We start from the raw sequence: 18,237 nt of genomic DNA on the forward strand, positions 1-18,237 counted from the left end.
TCAGTTGGTCACAATCGGGGTGATCAGCACTACCAGAACGCTTTTTGACGAGGTGCGCTTACGCCCACCTCCAAGCCCGAAGAATCCGGGGGAACCTGTGCCGATCTTGTCCGTGTTGTCGCTGAGCTCCTCAAAGCCCGACAGGATCAATGTCTGACCGCTGCGCAGCTTCACCTTCGGTGACAAACTTTTCGCATCGTAGTTGGGGATCTGGACGCTGGAGCCGTTGCTCGTGAATGGCTCGAAGGTAGGTTTGGAGCTCATATTGATCGATACCATGAGCAACATCTCGTCATCGTCCATCAAGCGAGGCTGCAGTGTCATGTTGAAGCCGGAGGTGATAGTGCCCGGAGTAATTGCCGTGCTGGAGCCCACTGACGCCGTGGTGTTGGTCTGAACCGATGGGATGTAGCCTTGGACGTTGCCGATCTGCAGCGGAGCAGGCTGCAGATTCAATGTGGTCACAGACGGCGATCGAACATTCGAGATCCGGGCCTGCTCTGCGATTGCCTGGATGATCGCGTTCGAACCTGCCCAGGCAGAGTTGGCCGTATCGACAATGCCAACAGAGCCCGAGATTGCGCTCGAGCTGATGCCTGGCACAGTATTCGAGAGAGACAGGCCCCACTTTGTGCTCAGCGAGTTGTAGACGGCCGCCCAGTTCAAAGCCAGCTGATCGGTGTCGGTCAGCGTCGCCTCAAACACCTTCACATTGAACAGCACTTGTTGGGTGATCGCGTGGTTGGTCTTGGCCAGATAGGTCTCAACGTTCGAAAGCACGTCGGGCCGGTCAGTCACGGTCAACGTCCCGGTCGACGGTGACAGATACATGCGACCAGGCGGCGAGGTACTCAGCATTGCCCTCACGTTGCTCTGGATGTCAGTCAGGATCGATGTGTTGAGAGTGACTGTAGTGCTCTGGTTGCTGCCCGAGTCACCCGAAACGCCTGAGGAACTGCTACCTGACGATGATCCGCTCGACGAACCACTTCCCGAACCTGAGGAGGTGGTCATACCGGATCTGACGGTGCTTTTGATTTCCTGCACGTCTCCAAATGCGTAGACGTCAAACACCTTGGTGTCGAAATAGCTGACCTGCACTGACCGTGAGGTGGGATTGAATCGATAGGTGAGTCCCAGCCGCGCGGTGACCTCATCCAGCAGACCCGAGGCTTTCCCTGTGAAGCGCAACCCACTGACGAGGTTCGGTGTCAGCATGGATGCGAAGTCAGAACTTCTCCCCTGAGAGGCCTGCGCCAGGTTGGAGCCGCCCGTAATACCTGCAGGCAGCAACCCGGCCAGGCTATCAGGGTTGGGGGCCGTGCTGATTGGAGGCGCATTGTTGCCCTGTGCAGGTGCATTAGCGTTCAGCAGGCCAGGATTGAGCGCATCCGGCGAGACCAGGACAGGGATCCCGCACTGTCTGGAAATGTACTGGGCAATTTCAGCAATTCCGACACTGCCAGCAGGCCTATATGCGACCTCACAGTCATACTTGGTGGGGATGCCTCGTCTCGCAACAACTGGCTGCGTTGAAACCCAGGGTTTGTCGCTGAATATCACTGTGTCCCGACGTTCCTGTTGCTGCTTGTTACGCTGGATAGCCGCGTAACGGCCGGCAGAATCGGCGGTAGCCTCTGCCCGCGCAGCGGCTTCATCCACCCGTTGCACTGAGCATGCTGATGCCGTTAGAACAGCGAGACTCAGAGCGGTCTGACGCATGAAGGGCATGCTCATTTTTTCCTCTCCGATACGTGCAGAACCTGCTGACCATTGCCCTCATTACCGTCCACCACAAAGGACCGTTTGGCGTTGTCGTACAGCGGGAATATCTGCCTGACCGCCGAACTGAAGGAGCCTGTAAAACTCAGCGGTGCTTCGATGGGGTAGTCCAGGTCCTCCGGTACCCAGATAACCTGCCAGCCGGCCCGCTTGGCCCAGTCTTCAACCGATTGACGCAAGGTACTGCCCACAGGTGCATTCCACGTTTGCTGTGGCGCAGCGGTTGCTACGGGTTTCGCTGCTGGTTCAGGCTTCATAGGAGCCTGGCTGGTCGAAACGATGCTCTTGGTGACGGTGGTCTGAGATGTGGCCTTCGCCGGAGCCGCGCTCACAGGAGTCGGCTTTTGCTGTGTAGGGGTGCCTTCCTTGGCTGGGGTGCTGATGGATGCAGCTGGTTGCGCTTTTGCCTGCGTGACGACCGTGGTTTGCGGTTGCCCTGCAGGCGATGTGTCCTTGCTGAATGGGGTTCCGGTTGCCGGGGCAGTTACAACAGTAACGGCAGAGGAGGTGCTGGCTACCGAGGTTGATCCAGTGCTGGCCGGTTGCGCAGGTTGAGCCAGTGCCACGGGCTTAGACGTCTCTGGCAGTTGGTAACCTGGCCGCAGTACAAAACACACACCGCGCGTTACTTCGTTGACCTTGACCTGCCATGCCGGACCGGCCAGTACCTGCAGCGTGTTGCGCAGGCTCATTGGGCCGAGCTTGTACTGGGCAGCCGGAAGAGGACGTGTGAACAAGATGTTTACGTGACCGGTGCTCGGTGGGCACAACGTGTAGCCTGAGCGGCTGACCACATACTGCATCGCGTCCTGGACGGACGGATGCATGTTGGCGGGAATGCTGACATCGATGATCTGGGCCATCAGATCGCGTTGCTCCGCTTCCGGAGCGGTATTCACCAGGGCGTAGCGACCATAGCGGACCATTGGCTCCTGACCGGACTTTGCGCCACTTGAGTACAGGTCTGGCGAGAGCAGCTCAGGATTCTGGCTGCTGTCGAAAGCAGGTCCAACCGGTTTGTCCGCTACAGACGTGCATCCGGCGAACAGCGCGAGTATGGAAAGTGTGGAAAGCTGCCTGATCATGTGTGCCTTGACCCCATTTCTTGATGGTGGCCAAGGTGCCAGCGCTAAGGTTGCAAAGCACTGCTAAACCCTTAACGGATCGATTCAGGTTATTCGAGCAGGCGTGGGGATAAGGGAGGTGGGGAGGGCAGCAGTAGCAACCCTCCTGATCGTTCAGGCCGTCAGTTGATCAGAGCACAACGCTCTTCAACGAGGTCCAGGCTTCAGCTTGAACGAGCGTTTGATCTGATCATCATCTGCAGAACCATGCTCAGTGTACCGGCACCAAATGCGCAAACTATGAGGGGCGCGAACTCTTGAGCCAACCGTGGTTGGTCGAAGTTCGGGTCCTGCATCAGCGAAACCATGGAAAGCAGGACGTAACCAACGATGAGCAGAAAGCCGCATCCATTACCAACTCTAGAGATTCTGAGCAGTACAGGTTCCAGATTTGAAACAATCGATTTGAGCATGAGGAGCTCCCTCGGCAGCTTGACCTATTGGCATAATGGCGAAGATTAAAGCAATCGTAGCTGCTTTGGAATTGCCCGTCATGGTGCCGCACGAATCACTCAGATGATCTCAGCGAGAGCCTTCTTGCTGGACTCTTCTGCTTCAGGATCGATCAGATCGCTGGCCAGGGCGCGCTTGTCCATGAGCATCTGCCACAGCTGCTGGTCGATGGTGTCCTCAGCTAGAGGGATTTTGACGACAACCATGCGCAACTGCCCGTTGCGATAGGCTCGATCCTCAGCTTGGTCCTGCAGCCCCGGTGTCCATGGAAGCCCCAGAAAAAAGACATAGTTCGCAGCAGTGAGGTTGTAACCTGTGCCGGCGGCCGACCTGGTCCCGATGAACACCCTGCAGTCCGGGTCCTGCTGGAAAGCATCAATCGCCTTCTGGCGCTTCTTGGGCGAGTCACTTCCCACCAACGTCACGCACCCGACGCCCAACTTGAGGCAGTGCTCGCGCAACGTGGCGACGGATTCCTGATACTCGCAGAAGAGGATCACCTTGTCGTCGACGTCCAGCTCGGCCATCAGATCCGCAAGGATCCTTACCTTCACGCGCTCGAGCAGCTGACGCAGTGCGCCCAGCCTTGCGAATCGGTGCTGGTCGCTGCGCATGATCTGATTGTACTCGTCACGTTCTACCTGGCTGAGTATCACCGGCACAGTCTGCCGCTGCTTCCCCTTCAGGTTGGGCAGCACATCCTTGCGGCGACGAAGCATCCAGTCGGATATCTCATCTCTAAGCGTCTTGCGAAACTCAGGACTGCCGGCGAATCGCTCGCAGAACTCATTGAGGGGCAGTTGTCCGATTGGATGGCCTGAAAGCCTGAGGAGTGTGTGCAGCTCGGCTTCGCGATTGAGCACAGGCGTGCCCGTCAACAAGTAGCGGTTTTGTACCTGAGCCGCGATGTCGAAACCGTGGCGTGTCCATGCAGCAGTGGGTTCCTTGAGTCGGTGAGCCTCGTCAATGACCATCACCGCGAAACGATTCGCGTGCATGACAAAATCACCCAGCCTCTCGTAGTTCACGATGATCCAGCCAGCGTTCGCATCAAAAGTTTGCATTGCGATTTGAGCCTGAGGAAACACCATCAGGATCTCACGCTGCCAGTTGATGATCAGGCTGTTGAGCACAATCACCAGAACCGGTTTACCTTGCGCGCGTATGCCAGCGGCGATCACAGCCTGGCGAGTTTTGCCCAGTCCCATGTCGTCGGCCAAAAGCGCGCTCGTGCGCTGCAGCAGGTGCTTGATTCCTGCTGGCTGATGATCCATCAGCGAGAATTCTTCCAGCGCCTTATCGATATCGGCACTGGTCAACTCGGTGTTTCTGATGGATGGGACAGATGCCAGGTAGATACCTGAATCTGAAACTTCCTCTTCGCTTTTGGTCGACTCCGGAGAGTGGCCACCCAGACTGATACTGGTGACCTCATTCACCGCATTGACCGACCCGTCAGCGAGCAACTCCTGCAGCGTGTCCAGAATTTCGAACTGATCTTCGTCCAATCCCAGTTCCAGAATCAGGTTACTACGAACCAATTCTGGTGTGCCCTGCACTCGCCAGGCTTTGCCCGCCGAGAGGAACACCCCACGCATGCGCTTGGCGATTGCTACAGCACCAGGATGAAAATCTCCCGACAGGATCACACCGCCTTCCGCCAGCGGCGCGAGCCTGAACTTCATCCCCCAGGTGAATGCGTCACGGTGCACGTCGGACTGGGCAGAGGTAATCCTGTCTCTGAATGCTTGCCAGCTTTCGATGTGTTTGCCATCCGCGAGCTCTGCCAGCTCCCGATAGAGCACATCGAGGTCATCGAGTAGCTTGTCTTTGGGCACACGCCAAAACTGGTTCAGTGGGTGATCAGACCTGCGTATGAAAAAGCCCCTCCGGCGAAGCAAAAGCTTGTTTGCACCTTGTAGGTAACTGAGGGACAGCCCGAAGTCGTAGCCATCGAAAATGGCTTTGCGAAGCAATACCGGACGCTTGTTCATCAATTGGGCCGATGCCATCTTCAGAGCCCCTTGTCCAACAAACTGTTAGCCCAGCCCACGATCTCTTCCCCAAAGCGGATGTTGAACATCGATTTTTCATCAGCGTAACGCGCCATCTTCATCGCCATATTTGGCCATTCCAGGAGCACGGGCATACGACCGCTTCTGACTGCGGCCATGAATAACTCAAAAGCGTTCATCACTGCCGAGTGAGCATCTGGGGTTTTGTTTTCGTGGTCTCTAATCTGAGCGATATGCAAATGCTGAGGTGTAAAATCGCCAGTCACTCGCTCATTGCGGCCTGTTCTGAGTGTGAGCTCGACCGATGCCAGCGGCAGCCCTTCAGATCGGATGGATAAGAGTCGGCAGTTGCCCGAATATGCACGGAAGTCGTATGTGTCGATGCAGTGACCCAGAGAGCGATGCTCCTGGTCTAAGTCTGCTGGGCAGCGTAATTCGAAGATCTGCAAACCGGTCGTACTGCAGGTGATTGGATCACTGCCCAGCAGCAGCCCCGGCCACCTTGTGAAACAATCAGATGGCTCAGGCGGGAAATCCCGCTCCAGCCCCGCTCTGATGTCTGCGAGAGCTCCATGGAATGCATCGACCACATTTGATATTTGGCGGAAGTTCAAATCGCTTACAAACGCGTACAGGCGCCGCTTGGTGTTACGAGCCTCGCAACTACCAGCCCGTTCTAGGTTGTCGAACAGCTCTCTTAAATCAACAAGTTTGGCCGCCATGCCGGACCAGGCAGGGTCTGCCCAGTCAGTAGGGCAGCCCACCAAAAGATTGTTCATATCACGCAAGGGGCGGAGTAAATCCCATGGAATCGCTGATCTGAACGCATAGAAAAAACGCCATTCTGCTTTGGTTCTCGGGCGACGATTGCCTAGCACAGAGCCCGCGATCAGATGCTCCCAGCCTGCCTCAAGGCCCTCGGAATTCAAACGACTGAGCGCGCTGCCGGTGTCGTAGACCCGCTGGTGGCCAAGGAAACGGATCGAGGACGTCGGTACCGAGAACAGCCATGCCAGAACCCTGTTGAGCGGCAAGCCAGTGTCGACTGCCCTTCCCACGAACCCGGCCCCGTCCATGATGGTTTCACCCTCCCAGGAGCAGCAAAACTCCTGAAGTTCGAACCATGGGCATTCCACCAGCAGTCCACCTGCAATCATGGGCCACGGCATTCCAACCCCAACGATCAACACCGGCACCAACACCGGTTGTGCTTTCAAGGCCTGTAGTCGACGTGTGCGATCGCCTTGAGCGAGCCAGTTGTAAAGTTTGGCGGAAGGGCACTGCACGGAACGCACTGCATGCAACAGCTCCTGGTCGAGGCTCTGACAAAACCTCTTCACTGCCGCGCCGATACAGGTGATGTAAAAGCGGCCGCGTGGCGCGTAAAAACGTTTGTTCCGGCCCTCTGAACTAAGCGCGCCCATATTGAATTTCACCAGCGGTCTTATACTAAGTTCCGCTTCATCCCGCGCCAGGTCCCGTGCTGGTTTGCAGAATGATGTCAGAAGTGCATTCGCACTATCATGAGTAATCAGTTCATGAGCCAGCTTCAAAGCTTGGCTCGGAGTTGGTGCGTGGCCGGGGACTTTTCTCTTCTCATCAAATCGCACAGCTGAAATCAGCTGGCCATCGAAGTATTGCAGCTGCCTGCCGAGCCGCGCCACAGTTGGACGTGCAACGGAGTCATCGTTATGGAGAGCAACGCACCAGCATCGAGTTGATGAGGTGTGAGTCAGGTAGTGCAGTATGAACTCGTCACGTCCTTCCGCCGGTACGTCGAAATGATCAGCCCAAGTGTTGGCAACGGCCCGGTGCCGCTCTGGGAATTTCGCAATGTCGAGAAGAGTTTGGACGAAAGTTGTTTCGCAAATAGGCTCGGCAGTCATGAATCAATGAGCTCAAAGTGACTTGAGGCAGCACTGTCCTAGACCTGATGTGCGCTCGCCATGCGTAACCGTAAATGTGGGGGGAGTGGGTTAATCGCCCTGAGTCAAAACTTGAAGCTTTGCTGTTGCTCCTGGGCAAACCCCTTTAGCCACGATGCGCGCATGGCTGGATGCCGGTAGGGGCATTCGTGGAGAGGGATGCTCTTACGCGCTGCTTCAGCCCCGGCGAGCATCACGGCACGGTGAGGGTTGTTGTGGCGACGCCGATCCGAAGTCTCGTGCGTCACCGTAGGGGCTGTTCTCACAACTGAGGATTCCCGTGGAGTAGATCGGATACATCCAAGGCTTCACGAACGAGGCGAATTTTTCAATCTTCAAGGTATTCAGCTGCCGCCAGCTCCCTAGCTTCCCGCCGGGCTTCTTGGACATCCAGGTCGTTCATACGTGCTTCAAACAGCTCATTGAGCGTGATTTCATCCTCTAGTGATGTCCTGTCATCTCCCCACCATTCCTGATAACCGCCTCATTCAATTCAGTAGTCAGGGCGGTCCTTGATGCGGTGTCGTCCGGCATGCGGATGACATAGGTAACGAAGTTGTTGATGTCACTCATTGGATTCGACCTGTAAGAGAATAGTCGTGAAGTTAGCTTCCCGATTCGTAGATTCATTTCACCAGTAGATCCACGAGAAGGGCGTTTTTTTGCTCCAGCGGTTGAGCAATTCAGAATTACCCGCCTGCTGATGGAGAACAACGAAGATCAGTGTCGTTTCCACCAGCAGCATCACGCAGAGGGCGCGATTTTTCAGAGGGTTTGGCTACACAGGAATGTCGTCGTCAAAATCCAGAGCAGGATCACTCTGGGTTGATCCCTGGTAGCTCTGACTTGAACCCTGATCGTTCTGCTGCTGGTTGGTCACCCTAGATGGGGCCAATTGGACCATTTCCACCCTGTGCGGAAGAATGGCCACCCGCGATGCCTGCACCTTTAACGCAGAGAACTCTTTTTCGTCCTTGGTCCAGTTATCAATGATCGCTCGACCTTGGATCATGACCCGCATGCCTTTTTGGAATAAGTTGGCATAGTGTTCTGCATCGCGGTGCCAATATTCGACGTTGGCCCAGAACCCACCCCTGTCCTCAAAACCCGTGCCATCGCTTTTGGGAATGGAGTTATCGAAGTACACGTTCAGCCGAAGCAGGCGACGCGGATCCTTGTTCCCATTGGGGAACTCTTTGAATTCTGGAGCAGAGCCGATGTTACCTTCCCAATCTACTGATGTGCCCATATTAGGACTCCTTCTCGGTGTGCGGGTTTATGCCGCTGGAATGTGAGATCTGTTGCAGCCGTTCTGCATAAACGGCATCTGCCTGGGCCATCTTCTCGGCACAATCCACGGCCTGGCGGCCGATCGTATGTACCAGACTTATTTGCATGTTCAGTGCAACGCGTTGCTGTTCCATGGAGTGCAGGTCCCGGAGCAGCGATTCTGGAGTTCGGGGGTCCGTCAACAAATTGGACCAGACGTTGACGCCCATCTGCCGCGTCCCCATTTCTTGCCAGCGAAGAAACACTGTGCCAGCGCTTGTGCGTTGTCGAACCATCCGAACAGGTAAGAGGGTGTATGGATGTCGGTTTGCCTGGGCCAGCACTTGATCCTCTGCCAGCGCATTCAAATCACCTTCAAGGGAACGGCAAAGCTCGGCCAACTGGAGCATCCCCCCCTTACCTTTAAAAGGTTTTAAAAGGCCTTTTAGGAAGGGCGCGTGTTGCAGCCCTGCGAAGGCATCCTGTTGTAGGGGCTGGAAGGCACCCTGTTGCAGGGTATGGGCTCCCGTGACCGAGTGACTGGGATTGAGCATCACTCTTCAGGCTCTGTACGCGGCAATGGTGCTGCAGGAGCCTTGTCCATCGAGATGAAATCCTCTCCCTCGTCCTGATCATCCTCGTTGAAAGTCGAGGCCGGACCTGTGCTCAGCGCTGGGGCGAACTTGGATTTGCGCGTACCTTCAAGGATGTCCTGTGGGATCTCACCGAAAGGTGCGTACATCTCGCGTGCAAGTTCAGAGCGGGCATTTTTCGCTGCGAAGTCGCCTCGGCTTGCGCCTGAGAATTTGTAGCGCTGGCTCAGGCCGAACAGACGGCGCAGAATGGCAGCGCCTTCATCCAGCCATTGCCCTTTTGCGTGGTTGTCGATCAAGCCCACGTGGCTCGCCAAAAGGATGCGTCGTACCAGCTCGTCGTAAGCGGTTAGCAGGTACACGGCTTTGAAAGCCAAAGGCGTGGAGAGAAAGAGGGGCAGGGTGACCGGCTGGACTGAAAGGTTCTGGCCTATCGATAGCATCGCGGGTAACGAGGCCATTACCTCGTCCAGCCTGTTGTCGATGTCCGTCATCTCTTGCTCGGAGCTTTCGATCTTTTCTTCTATAAGCAGGAGGAACCAGTCTGAATATGGATCATCCTGCTCGCACCCGCGCTTGATGCGATTGAGGATGTTTGCAAACCCGCTCAGGCCGATCATGCCCGGTTTGCCCTCGGTGCGTTGACGACCGAACCACAGACGTGACGCGTGGTGAGTGTGCAGGGTCAAGTTGACACTGGAACGCAACGAACCGATGTTGAGCTGAAAGTTGTCAGCCATGCTGAGCGCTTCCTTTATAAGAAGAAATTGAATAGGCGAAGCAAGACTGCCCGCGCGCTTAAGGTGCGGTCAGTAACAAACCGTTTCTTGGTCGATTGGGTTTTGCCTGATCTGTACTGGGAGTGATTCCCGGGGAATCACCCAGATCGGTGTTCGGAGCGATGCCCGGGGCATCACTCTGATCGGTGCCTGAAATGATTCCGGTGGAATCAACCTGTTCTTTGTCTGGAGTGTTGCCCGGGGCCACACCCAGATCGGTGCTCGTAGTGATGCCCGGGGCATCACCCAGATCGGTGTTCGAAGTGATGCCCGGGGCATCACTCAGATCTGCGTCCGCAGTGATGCCCGGGGCAACACTCAGTTCAACGTCCCGATTGACGCCTAAGCGGTCGGGATGATTGGACGAGCTCAACGCTGGGTCCTCGGTCGAACCAGCTGCTTGATGCTGAGCATGGAGCTGCGCCCGGTCGCGAGTAATGACACATCTCGATCCTGCGGCGAAGTCCTTGGGACAGGAGGAGGGGGATCCTGTGCTGGTGGGTTAGCGAGGTTGTTCGGTGATCGTGAGTGACTTGTGGGAACTTGCGGATTCTGGGCGTGCGCTGAGGGGGCCTGCCACTGTGCGTTGAATTCACCACTCAGGGCTTTCTGCGTGCAACTCAGCAGGTAGCCGAACGGGTTCTTCACGGATCCGCTTTTGCATCGATGTTGCCACTGATCGAGCACGGGTTTTCGTAATTCAGCTTCTACGCGCTGCAAGGCGATCATCGCCTTTTCACGTTGATCCTGTGTGAACCGTTCAAACCCGGGGGGCAGGTCCGGCGCAATGTCCTGACCTTCGCGCGGTACAGAGCTTTTACATACAGATGTATTTGTATTGGTATACGTACTATATGAGTTCGGAATCCGAACTGAGCCAAAAGAGGCCGAATTCAGACTGAGTTCGGAATCCGAACTCGGTGTTTTTAAATTCGCTCCGGTGCTTTTTTCACTGAGTTCGGATTCCGAACTCAGTGAATTTGACTCGTCTGACCCCTTGGTTCGGAATCCGAACTCAGGTTCAGCCTGTCTGTGCTCGACCGCTTGTGGGGCGTCATGCCAGCCCTGTTGCCGCCATCTATCCTCGATGACTTCCAGCCGCGAGGGCAGAGCGCCTGTCGAATAATTTGGGTCGACTGCAAATTCCTTGAACGCATGCTCTGCGACGACTCTGACGGCTTTGTTGGCATGCTCAAGAGCGTGGCCGACGAGTTGCATATAGTTGCGGTCGATTTCCATCGCCTCCGCACATCCCACAGGTTCGTCGTGCAGAATGTAGATGTTGCCTTGAACGCGACCGTTGGCCGAGTCGCGTACCCGTTGCCCCAGGCTGAGCCAGCGCGTCAGTCTAAGGACGGTCAACGCCTTGGCCACAGTTTCTTTAGATGCAGATTTACCTGGTGACGAACCGAGGTAGGGGCGTAGTTTTTCGTAGCTCGGGAAGGCCGTGACGCCATCACCATTGATGAGCAGTCTGAAGATTTGCCAGGCATTACGTTCGAGCGGGGACAGCCGATCATCGAGCAGCAGGCCGCGCGGCACGGTCTCGTGTGGATTGCCACTGAAGACGATGCCGTCGTAGTGCTCATCGCGTAACGACCCAGTGTCTGGAGGCATCGAACTTGAGCCAGCGTTCTGCTGTTGCGCCAGTCTCATCTGCTGGAGCAGTAAGTGGTTTTGCAATGCCCCGGCAGCGGCGTTGATTGCTCCCCCCAATGAGGGGCGCCGGTTGGATCTCATCACATCCGATCGCCTTCTACCTTGCCTACCGGTTTACCCGTCTGACTGTGAGTCGATGCTCTGCGGCTAGCGTTGGCTTTCGACTGTTGACGAGACTCCCCTAGGAGTACAAGGCTGGAGGCCTTGCGTTGCTGGCCAGTGGGGTAAAGGTCCTGAGCCAACCAGCTTTGAATCTTGTTCCACACAAGTCCCAAGGTGATCGGATCTGATGGCTGACTTTGTGGCTCCTCGGGGGGAATGTTGACCTCCTCAGTCAGCATCATCGCGATATCAAGCAAAGACACCCCGTCGGTGTGATCGACATGGTACTCATCCATCAGTTGGACGAACCGGTGCCATAAGGGAGCGTCATCCGGTATGTCCCGGAATCGCCCTGGACGGCCCGGAACACCTACCAGCACTCGTTGAAGGGACACTTCTTGTGGGGACATCCCGAAAAACTCTTGAAGCATGGGCGTGGTCGCTCCCAGTCGAAGCGCACGCTGAACGATGCGATTTTCTTCATCCGTGCGCTCCTTATTTGAAAGCAAGCGCTTGACCATGTCCGGATCGACGGCCACGCGGCACCAAGTCACCGCAGAATTCAGCAGGACGCTTTGAGAGGAAGGGTGTTGGAGCATGACCAATATCTCCGGATCCAGACCCATATCGATGCAACGCCTAAACTCTCCGTTGCGCAGGTGATGCAGGATCTGAGCAACCATGGCTTCGTTGAGGGGGTTATGTTTTTTCGACATGACCAAACTCCTGTCTAACAACGTCGGAAAAAAGCCTCATGAGGTCTGAACCTCTCTCACTCTCCCCAGCTCAAGTTCAACCAATCGGCGGCCGAGTCGAATAAGTCGGAAAAGCTTCACGATGCAGGCATCGTCCATGCGTCCCTCAAGCACTGCGTCACGGTCTTCATATCTGGGGCTGCCCAGAAGCAAATGGCCCAGTGCTGCCGTGAATTGAAATTCCGCTACGTCTAATGGTGTTTCGGGGGTCTGTTTGGTCAGGGCGATGGCGTATACCCCACTGATGGCCTGGAGCAGGGTCAACGTGTTGTTGGCAAGCTCTGTAAGCTCGATGTCCACCGGAGGCTCCTGACACAGAAATCCCAGACCTCCCGGCACCTCTGCCACAGTGTCGAGGTTCAAGCCGCAGATGAGCGCCACTTCATGAGCAAGCTGAGCAATGACATGGCGTAATTCATCGGGTTGGTCGATGATTCGCTCGATGTACCAAACATCCGATATCGGATGAAGACCACCGGCTTGTACGGGAATTGATACTAAGGCGTTGGCCTTGAAATCCGGCAGCTCCTCGCCGTCCAGTGCAGCCACCTGCCGCTTCATCTCCAAGACACGTTCAGTGGTTGAAACCGGAGTGACCACATGTCCTTCCAGCCGCGCGACACGGTCTTCATCAGAGAGCTCCGGTGGCAGTGCTAGGTCACTTTTCTGGTCCGCCGTCGGCGGCGCAGATAGAGTGCTTTTCCCTGTGCCGCGTATTGTGGTTGACTGGGGGGGCGAGTCGGGGGGCAGGGATGTTTGCTCTAACTCCCCCGGAGGCGGGCTTGGGTCATCGCCGGTGGGTATCTGCATTGTTGAAGGTAATGTCAGTGGCGTTTCGATCACCGATGAGCGACGTGCCAGCGTCTGGTTTTCGTTGACGGTAAGCAGAATCTGCTCGTACGTCAGTCCCGTACCGTCCTTCATGTGGCTGATGAGTTCATCCTGAACCCGCTCAAAGACGAATTCGCTGGCATCGCCGTCAAACAATGACAGCACGTCCTGAAACAGCACCTCGAAGTCGGTAACGTTCGCTCTCCCTTCAGTATGCGTCTGCCATGTCTGAGCGGCGGCTTTGCGAAGAGCCAGCAAACGTTCAACCTGATGTTTGCCAAGACCGGAATAGAGTGCTGCGGGGATCACCGGCAGAAGACAACGTACGGTCTCCTGCATGCGACTGATATGGGACTGCGATACTGGGTAACCATCTGCTTTAAGCCTCCTCGCCAATTCCCGTTGAGAAATAGATTCGCCGATTTCTTGCTCATAGATCGTACGAGCGTTTTCAATGCCCACGGCTCGCTCGATGAACATCAGGTTACCGCGCAGATCGTTCTCTGCTAGGTGGCCGGTGAGGGCAATGATTTCCCCACGCTCGCCATCCCAAGGTCGGAACAGCACGCTGATCCTGTAAAAACGCTCGTCCCCGGTTTCGCTGTACAGCTCTCGCAGAATCGATAACCGCGTATTGCCGCCATTACGGATGATGAAGTTCTTCTCACCCGGACGACGTGTCACCTGGGGTGGCTGATCCAGGCCCCTGACTCGAATGGAGTCCTTGATCTCCTGGTACTTGGCGTTGGCAACTGTGCGAGGGTTACGCTCGTAAGCCGACAATTCATCCAGCGTCAAAACCATAGGAGTATCTGCGATTGGATCGGGGAGACGATCAACGCTAGGGCCTGACCGGCTGAAGGAACCGGTTAGCAACTTGCCGGATATCTCTTCCGCAGTGAGTTTGGTCGCCATGTCTATTGTCCCGCCTCAGGAAGTTGAATCACGTTGCTGGCAGGAGTGCCGCCTTTGAGCAACACATCGATCACAGCCGTCAGCCGCGCAATTTCCTGCTCGTGACGCAGAGTCGCTTCAATCCTACTCACGATTTCGGAGTTCATTGAGCGACGGTTGAGTTTCGCAGCACCGCGTACACGACCACGCATTCCAGTGGGTAGGCGGATAACGAATTTCTCGTCTTTGTCGTCGTCATTAAGACTCACAGCGTCTTTATTCAGCATGGTGTTCTCCATCGAGGCTGAGGGATTGTGCGCGGCGCAGTTGAGCGCGAGCGTTGAGGCTGGCCCTGTGGTCGCTGGGTGTGAAAGATGTGTAGATAGGTGGGCATCCACCCTTGGTGAACTTGATGTGCCCGCTTCCAGTGCGATGAATCGCCCATCCCTGTGATATGGCGAACACAGCCAATTCCTGTAACGACTTTTTGGTCCCTTTCAAAGAGATGCTCGGATTGCTCATTTGTGTGCCCTCGATTTGCTGAAGGCGGCTGAACGAAAGGGGATCTGATACCTGCGGGCAATGACCTCGCAGCGTTTTATTGTCTGACTGAGTGTCCCGGCTGCGGACTGGAGAGACGCACCCGCAGTGCAGTGGGCTCTCAACAAGCGAGCCAGCTCGGTATCAGTGAAAACATCGGCTTTCTTTTTTGCCTGGGATGCAGGATTTGCCTTCAGCTGAGCCGTCTTCTCAGCGTTGATGATGAAGTTGGGCTCAGTGGAACGCTGGTTGGGGGCGACTGTGTGGATCGAGCCCCCACGGCTGAGAAATTCGGCCATGGCCTGCTCAATACGAAGCCGCTCGCGCTCACGGTCAGACTGCAATGGAAGGTCCTCATCGGTGCGGTGGTAGTACTCCATTTCACTTCCCTCCAGACGCGGTGAGCTTGTTGCCTGACTGCATCTCGACGATTTCAACCTCGTGATCAACGAATGTGTCTGTCAGCATCTTCATGAACGCTTTTTGTGAACCTGCCGGTTTTATGCGAAACACCACTGTGTATTCGTTACTGCGGGGTGCTTTGTTGATTGAAGTGACGCGCCACTCTGCGTCCAACGGCTCCAACTCAATGATCTCGCCGGAGTGGCATCGCGGGCACTCAGGTTGGTGTCCTGGCGTCGCGAGCACCGCAGTGCGAGGCAGGTGGTGGCCGCAGTTGCAGCATTGATGGGTGATCAAAAAAGGGGTGTTATGGGTGCTCATACTCGAGCTCCTTGCCACGTGCTGGCCGACAGGTTTGCAAAACGGGTGTGTTGGGGGATGAAGGCGGTTCTGACTGTGCCGAGCGAGCCATTCCTGTGCTTGCCAAGAATCAGCTCGGCGATGCCTTTGTGCTCGGTGTCGTTGTTGTAGACCTCATCGCGGTACACAAACAGAATCAGATCTGCATCCTGCTCAATCGCACCTGAATCGCGGAGGTCTGCGTTGATTGGCCGCTTGTTCGGACGCCTCTCAAGTTCCCTATTGAGTTGAGAGAGCGCTACGACCGGGCACTGGAATTCCTTGGCCAGCGCTTTGAGTGACCGAGATATCTCGCTGATTTCATTGGCCCGGTTTTCTCTGCCTGGGCACTGCATCATCTGCAGATAGTCGATCAAAATCAGAGCCGGTTTCCCAAACCGTCTTGCGCCTCTGCGGGCACGCGCTCGTATGGCTGACGGGGTCAGCCCCGCTTGATCGTCGATGACAAGGCGGTCACCGTAGGAATTGAGCTTGGCTACCGCCATCGCAAGTTTCGGCCAGTCCTCATCTTCGAGTTGACCACGTATCAGTTTCTCTAGGTTCAGATGCCCAAGGATCGACAAGAGGCGGTAGATCAGCGCTTCAGCAGGCATTTCGAGGCTGTAAATCTGGACGGTAGAACGTTCGTCTTTCTGCAGCGCCGGATCGACGAAGTTCAGCGCCAAGCTGGTCTTACCCATCGATGGCCTGGCAGCAACGATAATCAGGTCCGCAGGTTGTAATCCGCCCGTCAATTCGTCGAGATCATCGATTCCTGTAGGTACTCCAACGACCGACTCGCCAGCGTTGAAACGCAGATCGATCTTGTCGACCACCTGCAAAAGCATCTTGTTGACGTCGACAAAGTCGGATGTCTGTTGGCCTTGTCCCAAAGCAAACAGGTTCTGCTCGATGACGTCCTGGACAACGGACGCAACCGCTTGAGGGTCAGACGCCTCCCGAGCGCATGCATAGCCGTGCGAGATCAGCCGCCGAAGGTGAGCACGATTGCTCACGATATCGGAGTAGGTCTTGATATTGGCTACCGATGGGGTGTTCCTGGCGATGTCACTCAAGTAAGCCAAACCACCGGCCTCCTCGATGCTGGGCATTGAGTCGGCGACTGTGACCACATCAAACGGCTTGTTCGCCTCGGCCAGCACCGAGATGCTTTGAAATATCAGCTTGTGTTCGCGTTTGAAAAAATCGTCCGCGTGGACACGATCCGCGATCAGGTCCCAGGCTTCATTATCCAGCATGAGGCCGCCCAGTACCGCCTGCTCGGCCTCAACCGAATGCGGCGGGGACATGTCTGAAATATTCATCATGCCCTTCCAATTCTTGCTGCGGAGGCTGCATGCTGACTAACCCCTCTGTGCAGGGCGGCTGATGATCCTTGCTCCCATCCCTGGTGTTTCGATTTCACGTCATGACCCTTGGCCGAGGTCGGCTCAAGCTCTTTTTCGATCACGGTGGGGTGATGTAAGTCGAGGTAGGCACTGATGGTTTGACGGGTTTGGTCGTCTTGTTTACCCGCGAATTGATAGACATTACTTGCGACTGCTTCGACCCATGCTTCGGCAAAGATCCGGCCACGACGTCTCTTTGTGGTCGGATTGCAGCGTTTGAGCTTCGACACGTGTTGTCGACGAGCAAGAATCAGTTGCTGATGAAGCGCCGAATAGGCATAGGTGGCCAGATCTGGCGATACGCCCAAGCCAATGAATTTGAATCGCCACTCAGCTGAGTAGCCCACAGCGATGCAGTCGCAGTCGAAAGCGCTCGCGCATGTGCTGGCCAGGTTGTGTAGCCAGGTGGGAGGTGCTCGCTTCGTACCCGTCGGAACCGAGGCTTCGCAGGCCAAGTGAGCGTCGACCTCCAGCTCATCGAGCTGGTACTGCTCCATGAGCTTGCGACCCTGACGCAACGCGGTCTCAGCCTCGTTAGGCGATGCGCCCGCAGAGCGTGCCAGAGCGAAGCATTTGATGACTTTGTCGATTATCCGTTGGCGGTCAATGGTCATGGCCGTACCTCCGGTGCTGCCTCAACTGACAGAGCCTCTTTCCAGAGCCTGAGGGTTTCATGTTCATCAGATGTGAGCGCGGCTTTAGCATTCTCCTCACGGACTTTCGACTGCAGAGCGGCTAGCCGATCCTCGACCTCAGATCCATCGTCGTTAGAGATGTCATTAGTCAGTGCCTCAACGAGCCGGATACGAAGTGAGCCTAGGCAACTGACTCGATAAGCGGTCAGGCTTCCCCAACCTATCAGTCTGCTGAACGGCGTCAGTAAGGTGCTTCGGATCTCGCTATTAAGCTCGACTGCGGAGTAGAAACTGTCATGTGCGCCGATGCGGTTGAATAACAGCACTGTTTTGAGGACATCAAGTTTCTGGTCCAGGCTCTCAGTGGGCAGAGGATATGTGGCAGCAATCAGTTGTTTTGCTCTTGCGTTCCGAGCATCCTGCCGACGTTTGGCCGCTTTCTCATCACGGACACGTTTTTCTTTGGCGTGCTCCACCTGACAATTCACAGACTCAAGGAGCTGCGCGGCCTGTGTGAGCAGTTCACGCTGTTCCACACTCAGGTAATCACCCAGTCGGCTAATCAAGCCGCGACCCATCTTATGGCCGGAGCTCAAATTGCGGAGCTCACGTGACGTGTTCGTAAGCTTGGTCTGCGCGGCGCGCAGCTGCGCTGAGTTGTACTGCTCGTTGAGCTTCCGCACCAATTCAGGAGTGATCCCGGTTGCCTCGGTGAGATTCGGTTTTCCCAT

At 55.9% G+C, this 18,237-nt stretch carries 20 protein-coding genes and 1 pseudogene; all 21 read right to left on the reverse strand.

All coding sequences use genetic code 11. From position 1 onward, the window contains the following. On the reverse strand, nt 1–1,737 hold the full coding sequence (locus RYA97_RS22490) for a PilN family type IVB pilus formation outer membrane protein (protein WP_011267069.1): 1,737 nt from the start codon (nt 1,735–1,737) through the stop codon (nt 1–3). Next, nucleotides 1,734–2,867 (reverse strand): TcpQ domain-containing protein, encoded by a 1,134-nt coding sequence (locus RYA97_RS22495; protein ID WP_004409808.1) that lies wholly within the window; start codon nt 2,865–2,867, stop codon nt 1,734–1,736. Before RYA97_RS22495 ends, RYA97_RS22490 begins: the two co-directional genes overlap by 4 nt. 203 nt (nt 2,868–3,070) lie before the next feature. Next, on the reverse strand, nt 3,071–3,319 hold the full coding sequence (locus tag RYA97_RS22500) for a hypothetical protein (protein ID WP_085741167.1): 249 nt from the start codon (nt 3,317–3,319) through the stop codon (nt 3,071–3,073). A gap of 99 nt (nt 3,320–3,418) precedes the next feature. Continuing rightward, nucleotides 3,419–5,371, reverse strand: a complete 1,953-nt coding sequence (locus RYA97_RS22505) for a DEAD/DEAH box helicase (RefSeq protein ID WP_085741168.1) — start codon at nt 5,369–5,371, stop codon at nt 3,419–3,421. Nucleotides 5,372–5,373: 2 nt separating this feature from the next. Next, nucleotides 5,374–7,260 carry a hypothetical protein gene (locus RYA97_RS22510; protein WP_085741169.1) on the reverse strand — a complete coding sequence of 629 codons (1,887 nt, stop codon included), beginning with the start codon at nt 7,258–7,260 and terminating at the stop codon, nt 5,374–5,376. A gap of 104 nt (nt 7,261–7,364) precedes the next feature. Beyond that, nucleotides 7,365–7,565, reverse strand: a complete 201-nt coding sequence (locus RYA97_RS22515) for a CrpP family ICE-associated protein (RefSeq protein ID WP_074294741.1) — start codon at nt 7,563–7,565, stop codon at nt 7,365–7,367. A gap of 62 nt (nt 7,566–7,627) precedes the next feature. Beyond that, nucleotides 7,628–7,872, reverse strand: a pseudogene (locus RYA97_RS22520) (hypothetical protein). Between the two features lie 205 nt (nt 7,873–8,077). Further along, nucleotides 8,078–8,548: a single-stranded DNA-binding protein gene (locus RYA97_RS22525; protein WP_085741170.1), complete on the reverse strand. Its 471-nt coding sequence runs from the start codon at nt 8,546–8,548 to the stop codon at nt 8,078–8,080. Between the two features lies 1 nt (nt 8,549). Further along, nucleotides 8,550–9,122, reverse strand: coding sequence for a DUF3158 family protein (locus RYA97_RS22530; protein ID WP_017682926.1), 573 nt, complete (start codon nt 9,120–9,122; stop codon nt 8,550–8,552). Further along, nucleotides 9,122–9,901: a PFL_4669 family integrating conjugative element protein gene (locus RYA97_RS22535; protein WP_069143904.1), complete on the reverse strand. Its 780-nt coding sequence runs from the start codon at nt 9,899–9,901 to the stop codon at nt 9,122–9,124. Before RYA97_RS22535 ends, RYA97_RS22530 begins: the two co-directional genes overlap by 1 nt. Nucleotides 9,902–9,959: 58 nt before the next feature. Then, entirely contained in the window at nt 9,960–10,313 is a 354-nt protein-coding gene (locus tag RYA97_RS22540) for a hypothetical protein (RefSeq protein WP_158101960.1), read from the reverse strand. Continuing rightward, the gene (locus RYA97_RS22545; RefSeq protein ID WP_179155689.1) at nt 10,310–11,683 is read right to left on the reverse strand and encodes an STY4528 family pathogenicity island replication protein; all 1,374 of its coding nucleotides are present in this window, start codon (nt 11,681–11,683) and stop codon (nt 10,310–10,312) included. The genes RYA97_RS22540 and RYA97_RS22545 overlap by 4 nt, the downstream gene beginning before the upstream one ends. After that, the gene (locus RYA97_RS22550; protein WP_003368224.1) at nt 11,680–12,417 is read right to left on the reverse strand and encodes a DUF2857 domain-containing protein; all 738 of its coding nucleotides are present in this window, start codon (nt 12,415–12,417) and stop codon (nt 11,680–11,682) included. The genes RYA97_RS22545 and RYA97_RS22550 overlap by 4 nt, the downstream gene beginning before the upstream one ends. 36 nt (nt 12,418–12,453) lie before the next feature. Continuing rightward, nucleotides 12,454–14,202, reverse strand: coding sequence for a ParB family protein (locus RYA97_RS22555; RefSeq protein WP_085741172.1), 1,749 nt, complete (start codon nt 14,200–14,202; stop codon nt 12,454–12,456). Nucleotides 14,203–14,204: 2 nt separating this feature from the next. Then, complete coding sequence (locus RYA97_RS22560) at nt 14,205–14,468, reverse strand: Arc family DNA-binding protein (protein WP_069143907.1); 264 nt, start codon at nt 14,466–14,468, stop codon at nt 14,205–14,207. Further along, on the reverse strand, nt 14,458–14,703 hold the full coding sequence (locus RYA97_RS22565) for a hypothetical protein (protein WP_074454535.1): 246 nt from the start codon (nt 14,701–14,703) through the stop codon (nt 14,458–14,460). The genes RYA97_RS22560 and RYA97_RS22565 overlap by 11 nt, the downstream gene beginning before the upstream one ends. Then, nucleotides 14,700–15,101: a hypothetical protein gene (locus RYA97_RS22570; protein ID WP_085741173.1), complete on the reverse strand. Its 402-nt coding sequence runs from the start codon at nt 15,099–15,101 to the stop codon at nt 14,700–14,702. Before RYA97_RS22570 ends, RYA97_RS22565 begins: the two co-directional genes overlap by 4 nt. A gap of 1 nt (nt 15,102) precedes the next feature. Beyond that, a complete protein-coding gene (locus RYA97_RS22575) occupies nt 15,103–15,444 on the reverse strand; it encodes a hypothetical protein (protein ID WP_017682934.1) in 342 nt (113 codons plus the stop codon). Then, a complete protein-coding gene (gene dnaB / locus RYA97_RS22580) occupies nt 15,441–16,787 on the reverse strand; it encodes a replicative DNA helicase (RefSeq protein WP_031313643.1) in 1,347 nt (448 codons plus the stop codon). The genes RYA97_RS22575 and dnaB overlap by 4 nt, the downstream gene beginning before the upstream one ends. Further along, nucleotides 16,787–17,485, reverse strand: coding sequence for a DUF2786 domain-containing protein (locus tag RYA97_RS22585; RefSeq protein ID WP_085741174.1), 699 nt, complete (start codon nt 17,483–17,485; stop codon nt 16,787–16,789). Before RYA97_RS22585 ends, dnaB begins: the two co-directional genes overlap by 1 nt. Next, on the reverse strand, nt 17,482–18,237 hold the full coding sequence (locus tag RYA97_RS22590) for a hypothetical protein (protein ID WP_085741175.1): 756 nt from the start codon (nt 18,235–18,237) through the stop codon (nt 17,482–17,484). The genes RYA97_RS22585 and RYA97_RS22590 overlap by 4 nt, the downstream gene beginning before the upstream one ends.

The sequence above is a fragment of the Pseudomonas syringae group sp. 26L6 genome, from assembly GCF_032587815.1.
GTDB classification, from domain to species: Bacteria; Pseudomonadota; Gammaproteobacteria; order Pseudomonadales; family Pseudomonadaceae; genus Aquipseudomonas; species Aquipseudomonas amygdali.

Bases quoted from the DNA above. Each gene is read 5' to 3' on its own strand.
- RYA97_RS22490 (WP_011267069.1), bottom strand. From the start codon at position 1,737: ATGAGCATGCCCTTCATGCGTCAGACCGCTCTGAGTCTCGCTGTTCTA.
- RYA97_RS22495 (WP_004409808.1), bottom strand. From the start codon at position 2,867: ATGATCAGGCAGCTTTCCACACTTTCCATACTCGCGCTGTTCGCCGGA.
- RYA97_RS22500 (WP_085741167.1), bottom strand. From the start codon at position 3,319: ATGCTCAAATCGATTGTTTCAAATCTGGAACCTGTACTGCTCAGAATC.
- RYA97_RS22505 (WP_085741168.1), bottom strand. From the start codon at position 5,371: ATGGCATCGGCCCAATTGATGAACAAGCGTCCGGTATTGCTTCGCAAA.
- RYA97_RS22510 (WP_085741169.1), bottom strand. From the start codon at position 7,260: ATGACTGCCGAGCCTATTTGCGAAACAACTTTCGTCCAAACTCTTCTC.
- RYA97_RS22525 (WP_085741170.1), bottom strand. From the start codon at position 8,548: ATGGGCACATCAGTAGATTGGGAAGGTAACATCGGCTCTGCTCCAGAA.
- RYA97_RS22530 (WP_017682926.1), bottom strand. From the start codon at position 9,122: ATGCTCAATCCCAGTCACTCGGTCACGGGAGCCCATACCCTGCAACAG.
- RYA97_RS22535 (WP_069143904.1), bottom strand. From the start codon at position 9,901: ATGGCTGACAACTTTCAGCTCAACATCGGTTCGTTGCGTTCCAGTGTC.
- RYA97_RS22550 (WP_003368224.1), bottom strand. From the start codon at position 12,417: ATGTCGAAAAAACATAACCCCCTCAACGAAGCCATGGTTGCTCAGATC.
- RYA97_RS22555 (WP_085741172.1), bottom strand. From the start codon at position 14,202: ATGGCGACCAAACTCACTGCGGAAGAGATATCCGGCAAGTTGCTAACC.
- RYA97_RS22560 (WP_069143907.1), bottom strand. From the start codon at position 14,468: ATGCTGAATAAAGACGCTGTGAGTCTTAATGACGACGACAAAGACGAG.
- RYA97_RS22565 (WP_074454535.1), bottom strand. From the start codon at position 14,703: ATGAGCAATCCGAGCATCTCTTTGAAAGGGACCAAAAAGTCGTTACAG.
- RYA97_RS22570 (WP_085741173.1), bottom strand. From the start codon at position 15,101: ATGGAGTACTACCACCGCACCGATGAGGACCTTCCATTGCAGTCTGAC.
- RYA97_RS22575 (WP_017682934.1), bottom strand. From the start codon at position 15,444: ATGAGCACCCATAACACCCCTTTTTTGATCACCCATCAATGCTGCAAC.
- dnaB (WP_031313643.1), bottom strand. From the start codon at position 16,787: ATGAATATTTCAGACATGTCCCCGCCGCATTCGGTTGAGGCCGAGCAG.
- RYA97_RS22585 (WP_085741174.1), bottom strand. From the start codon at position 17,485: ATGACCATTGACCGCCAACGGATAATCGACAAAGTCATCAAATGCTTC.
- RYA97_RS22590 (WP_085741175.1), bottom strand. From the start codon at position 18,237: ATGGGAAAACCGAATCTCACCGAGGCAACCGGGATCACTCCTGAATTG.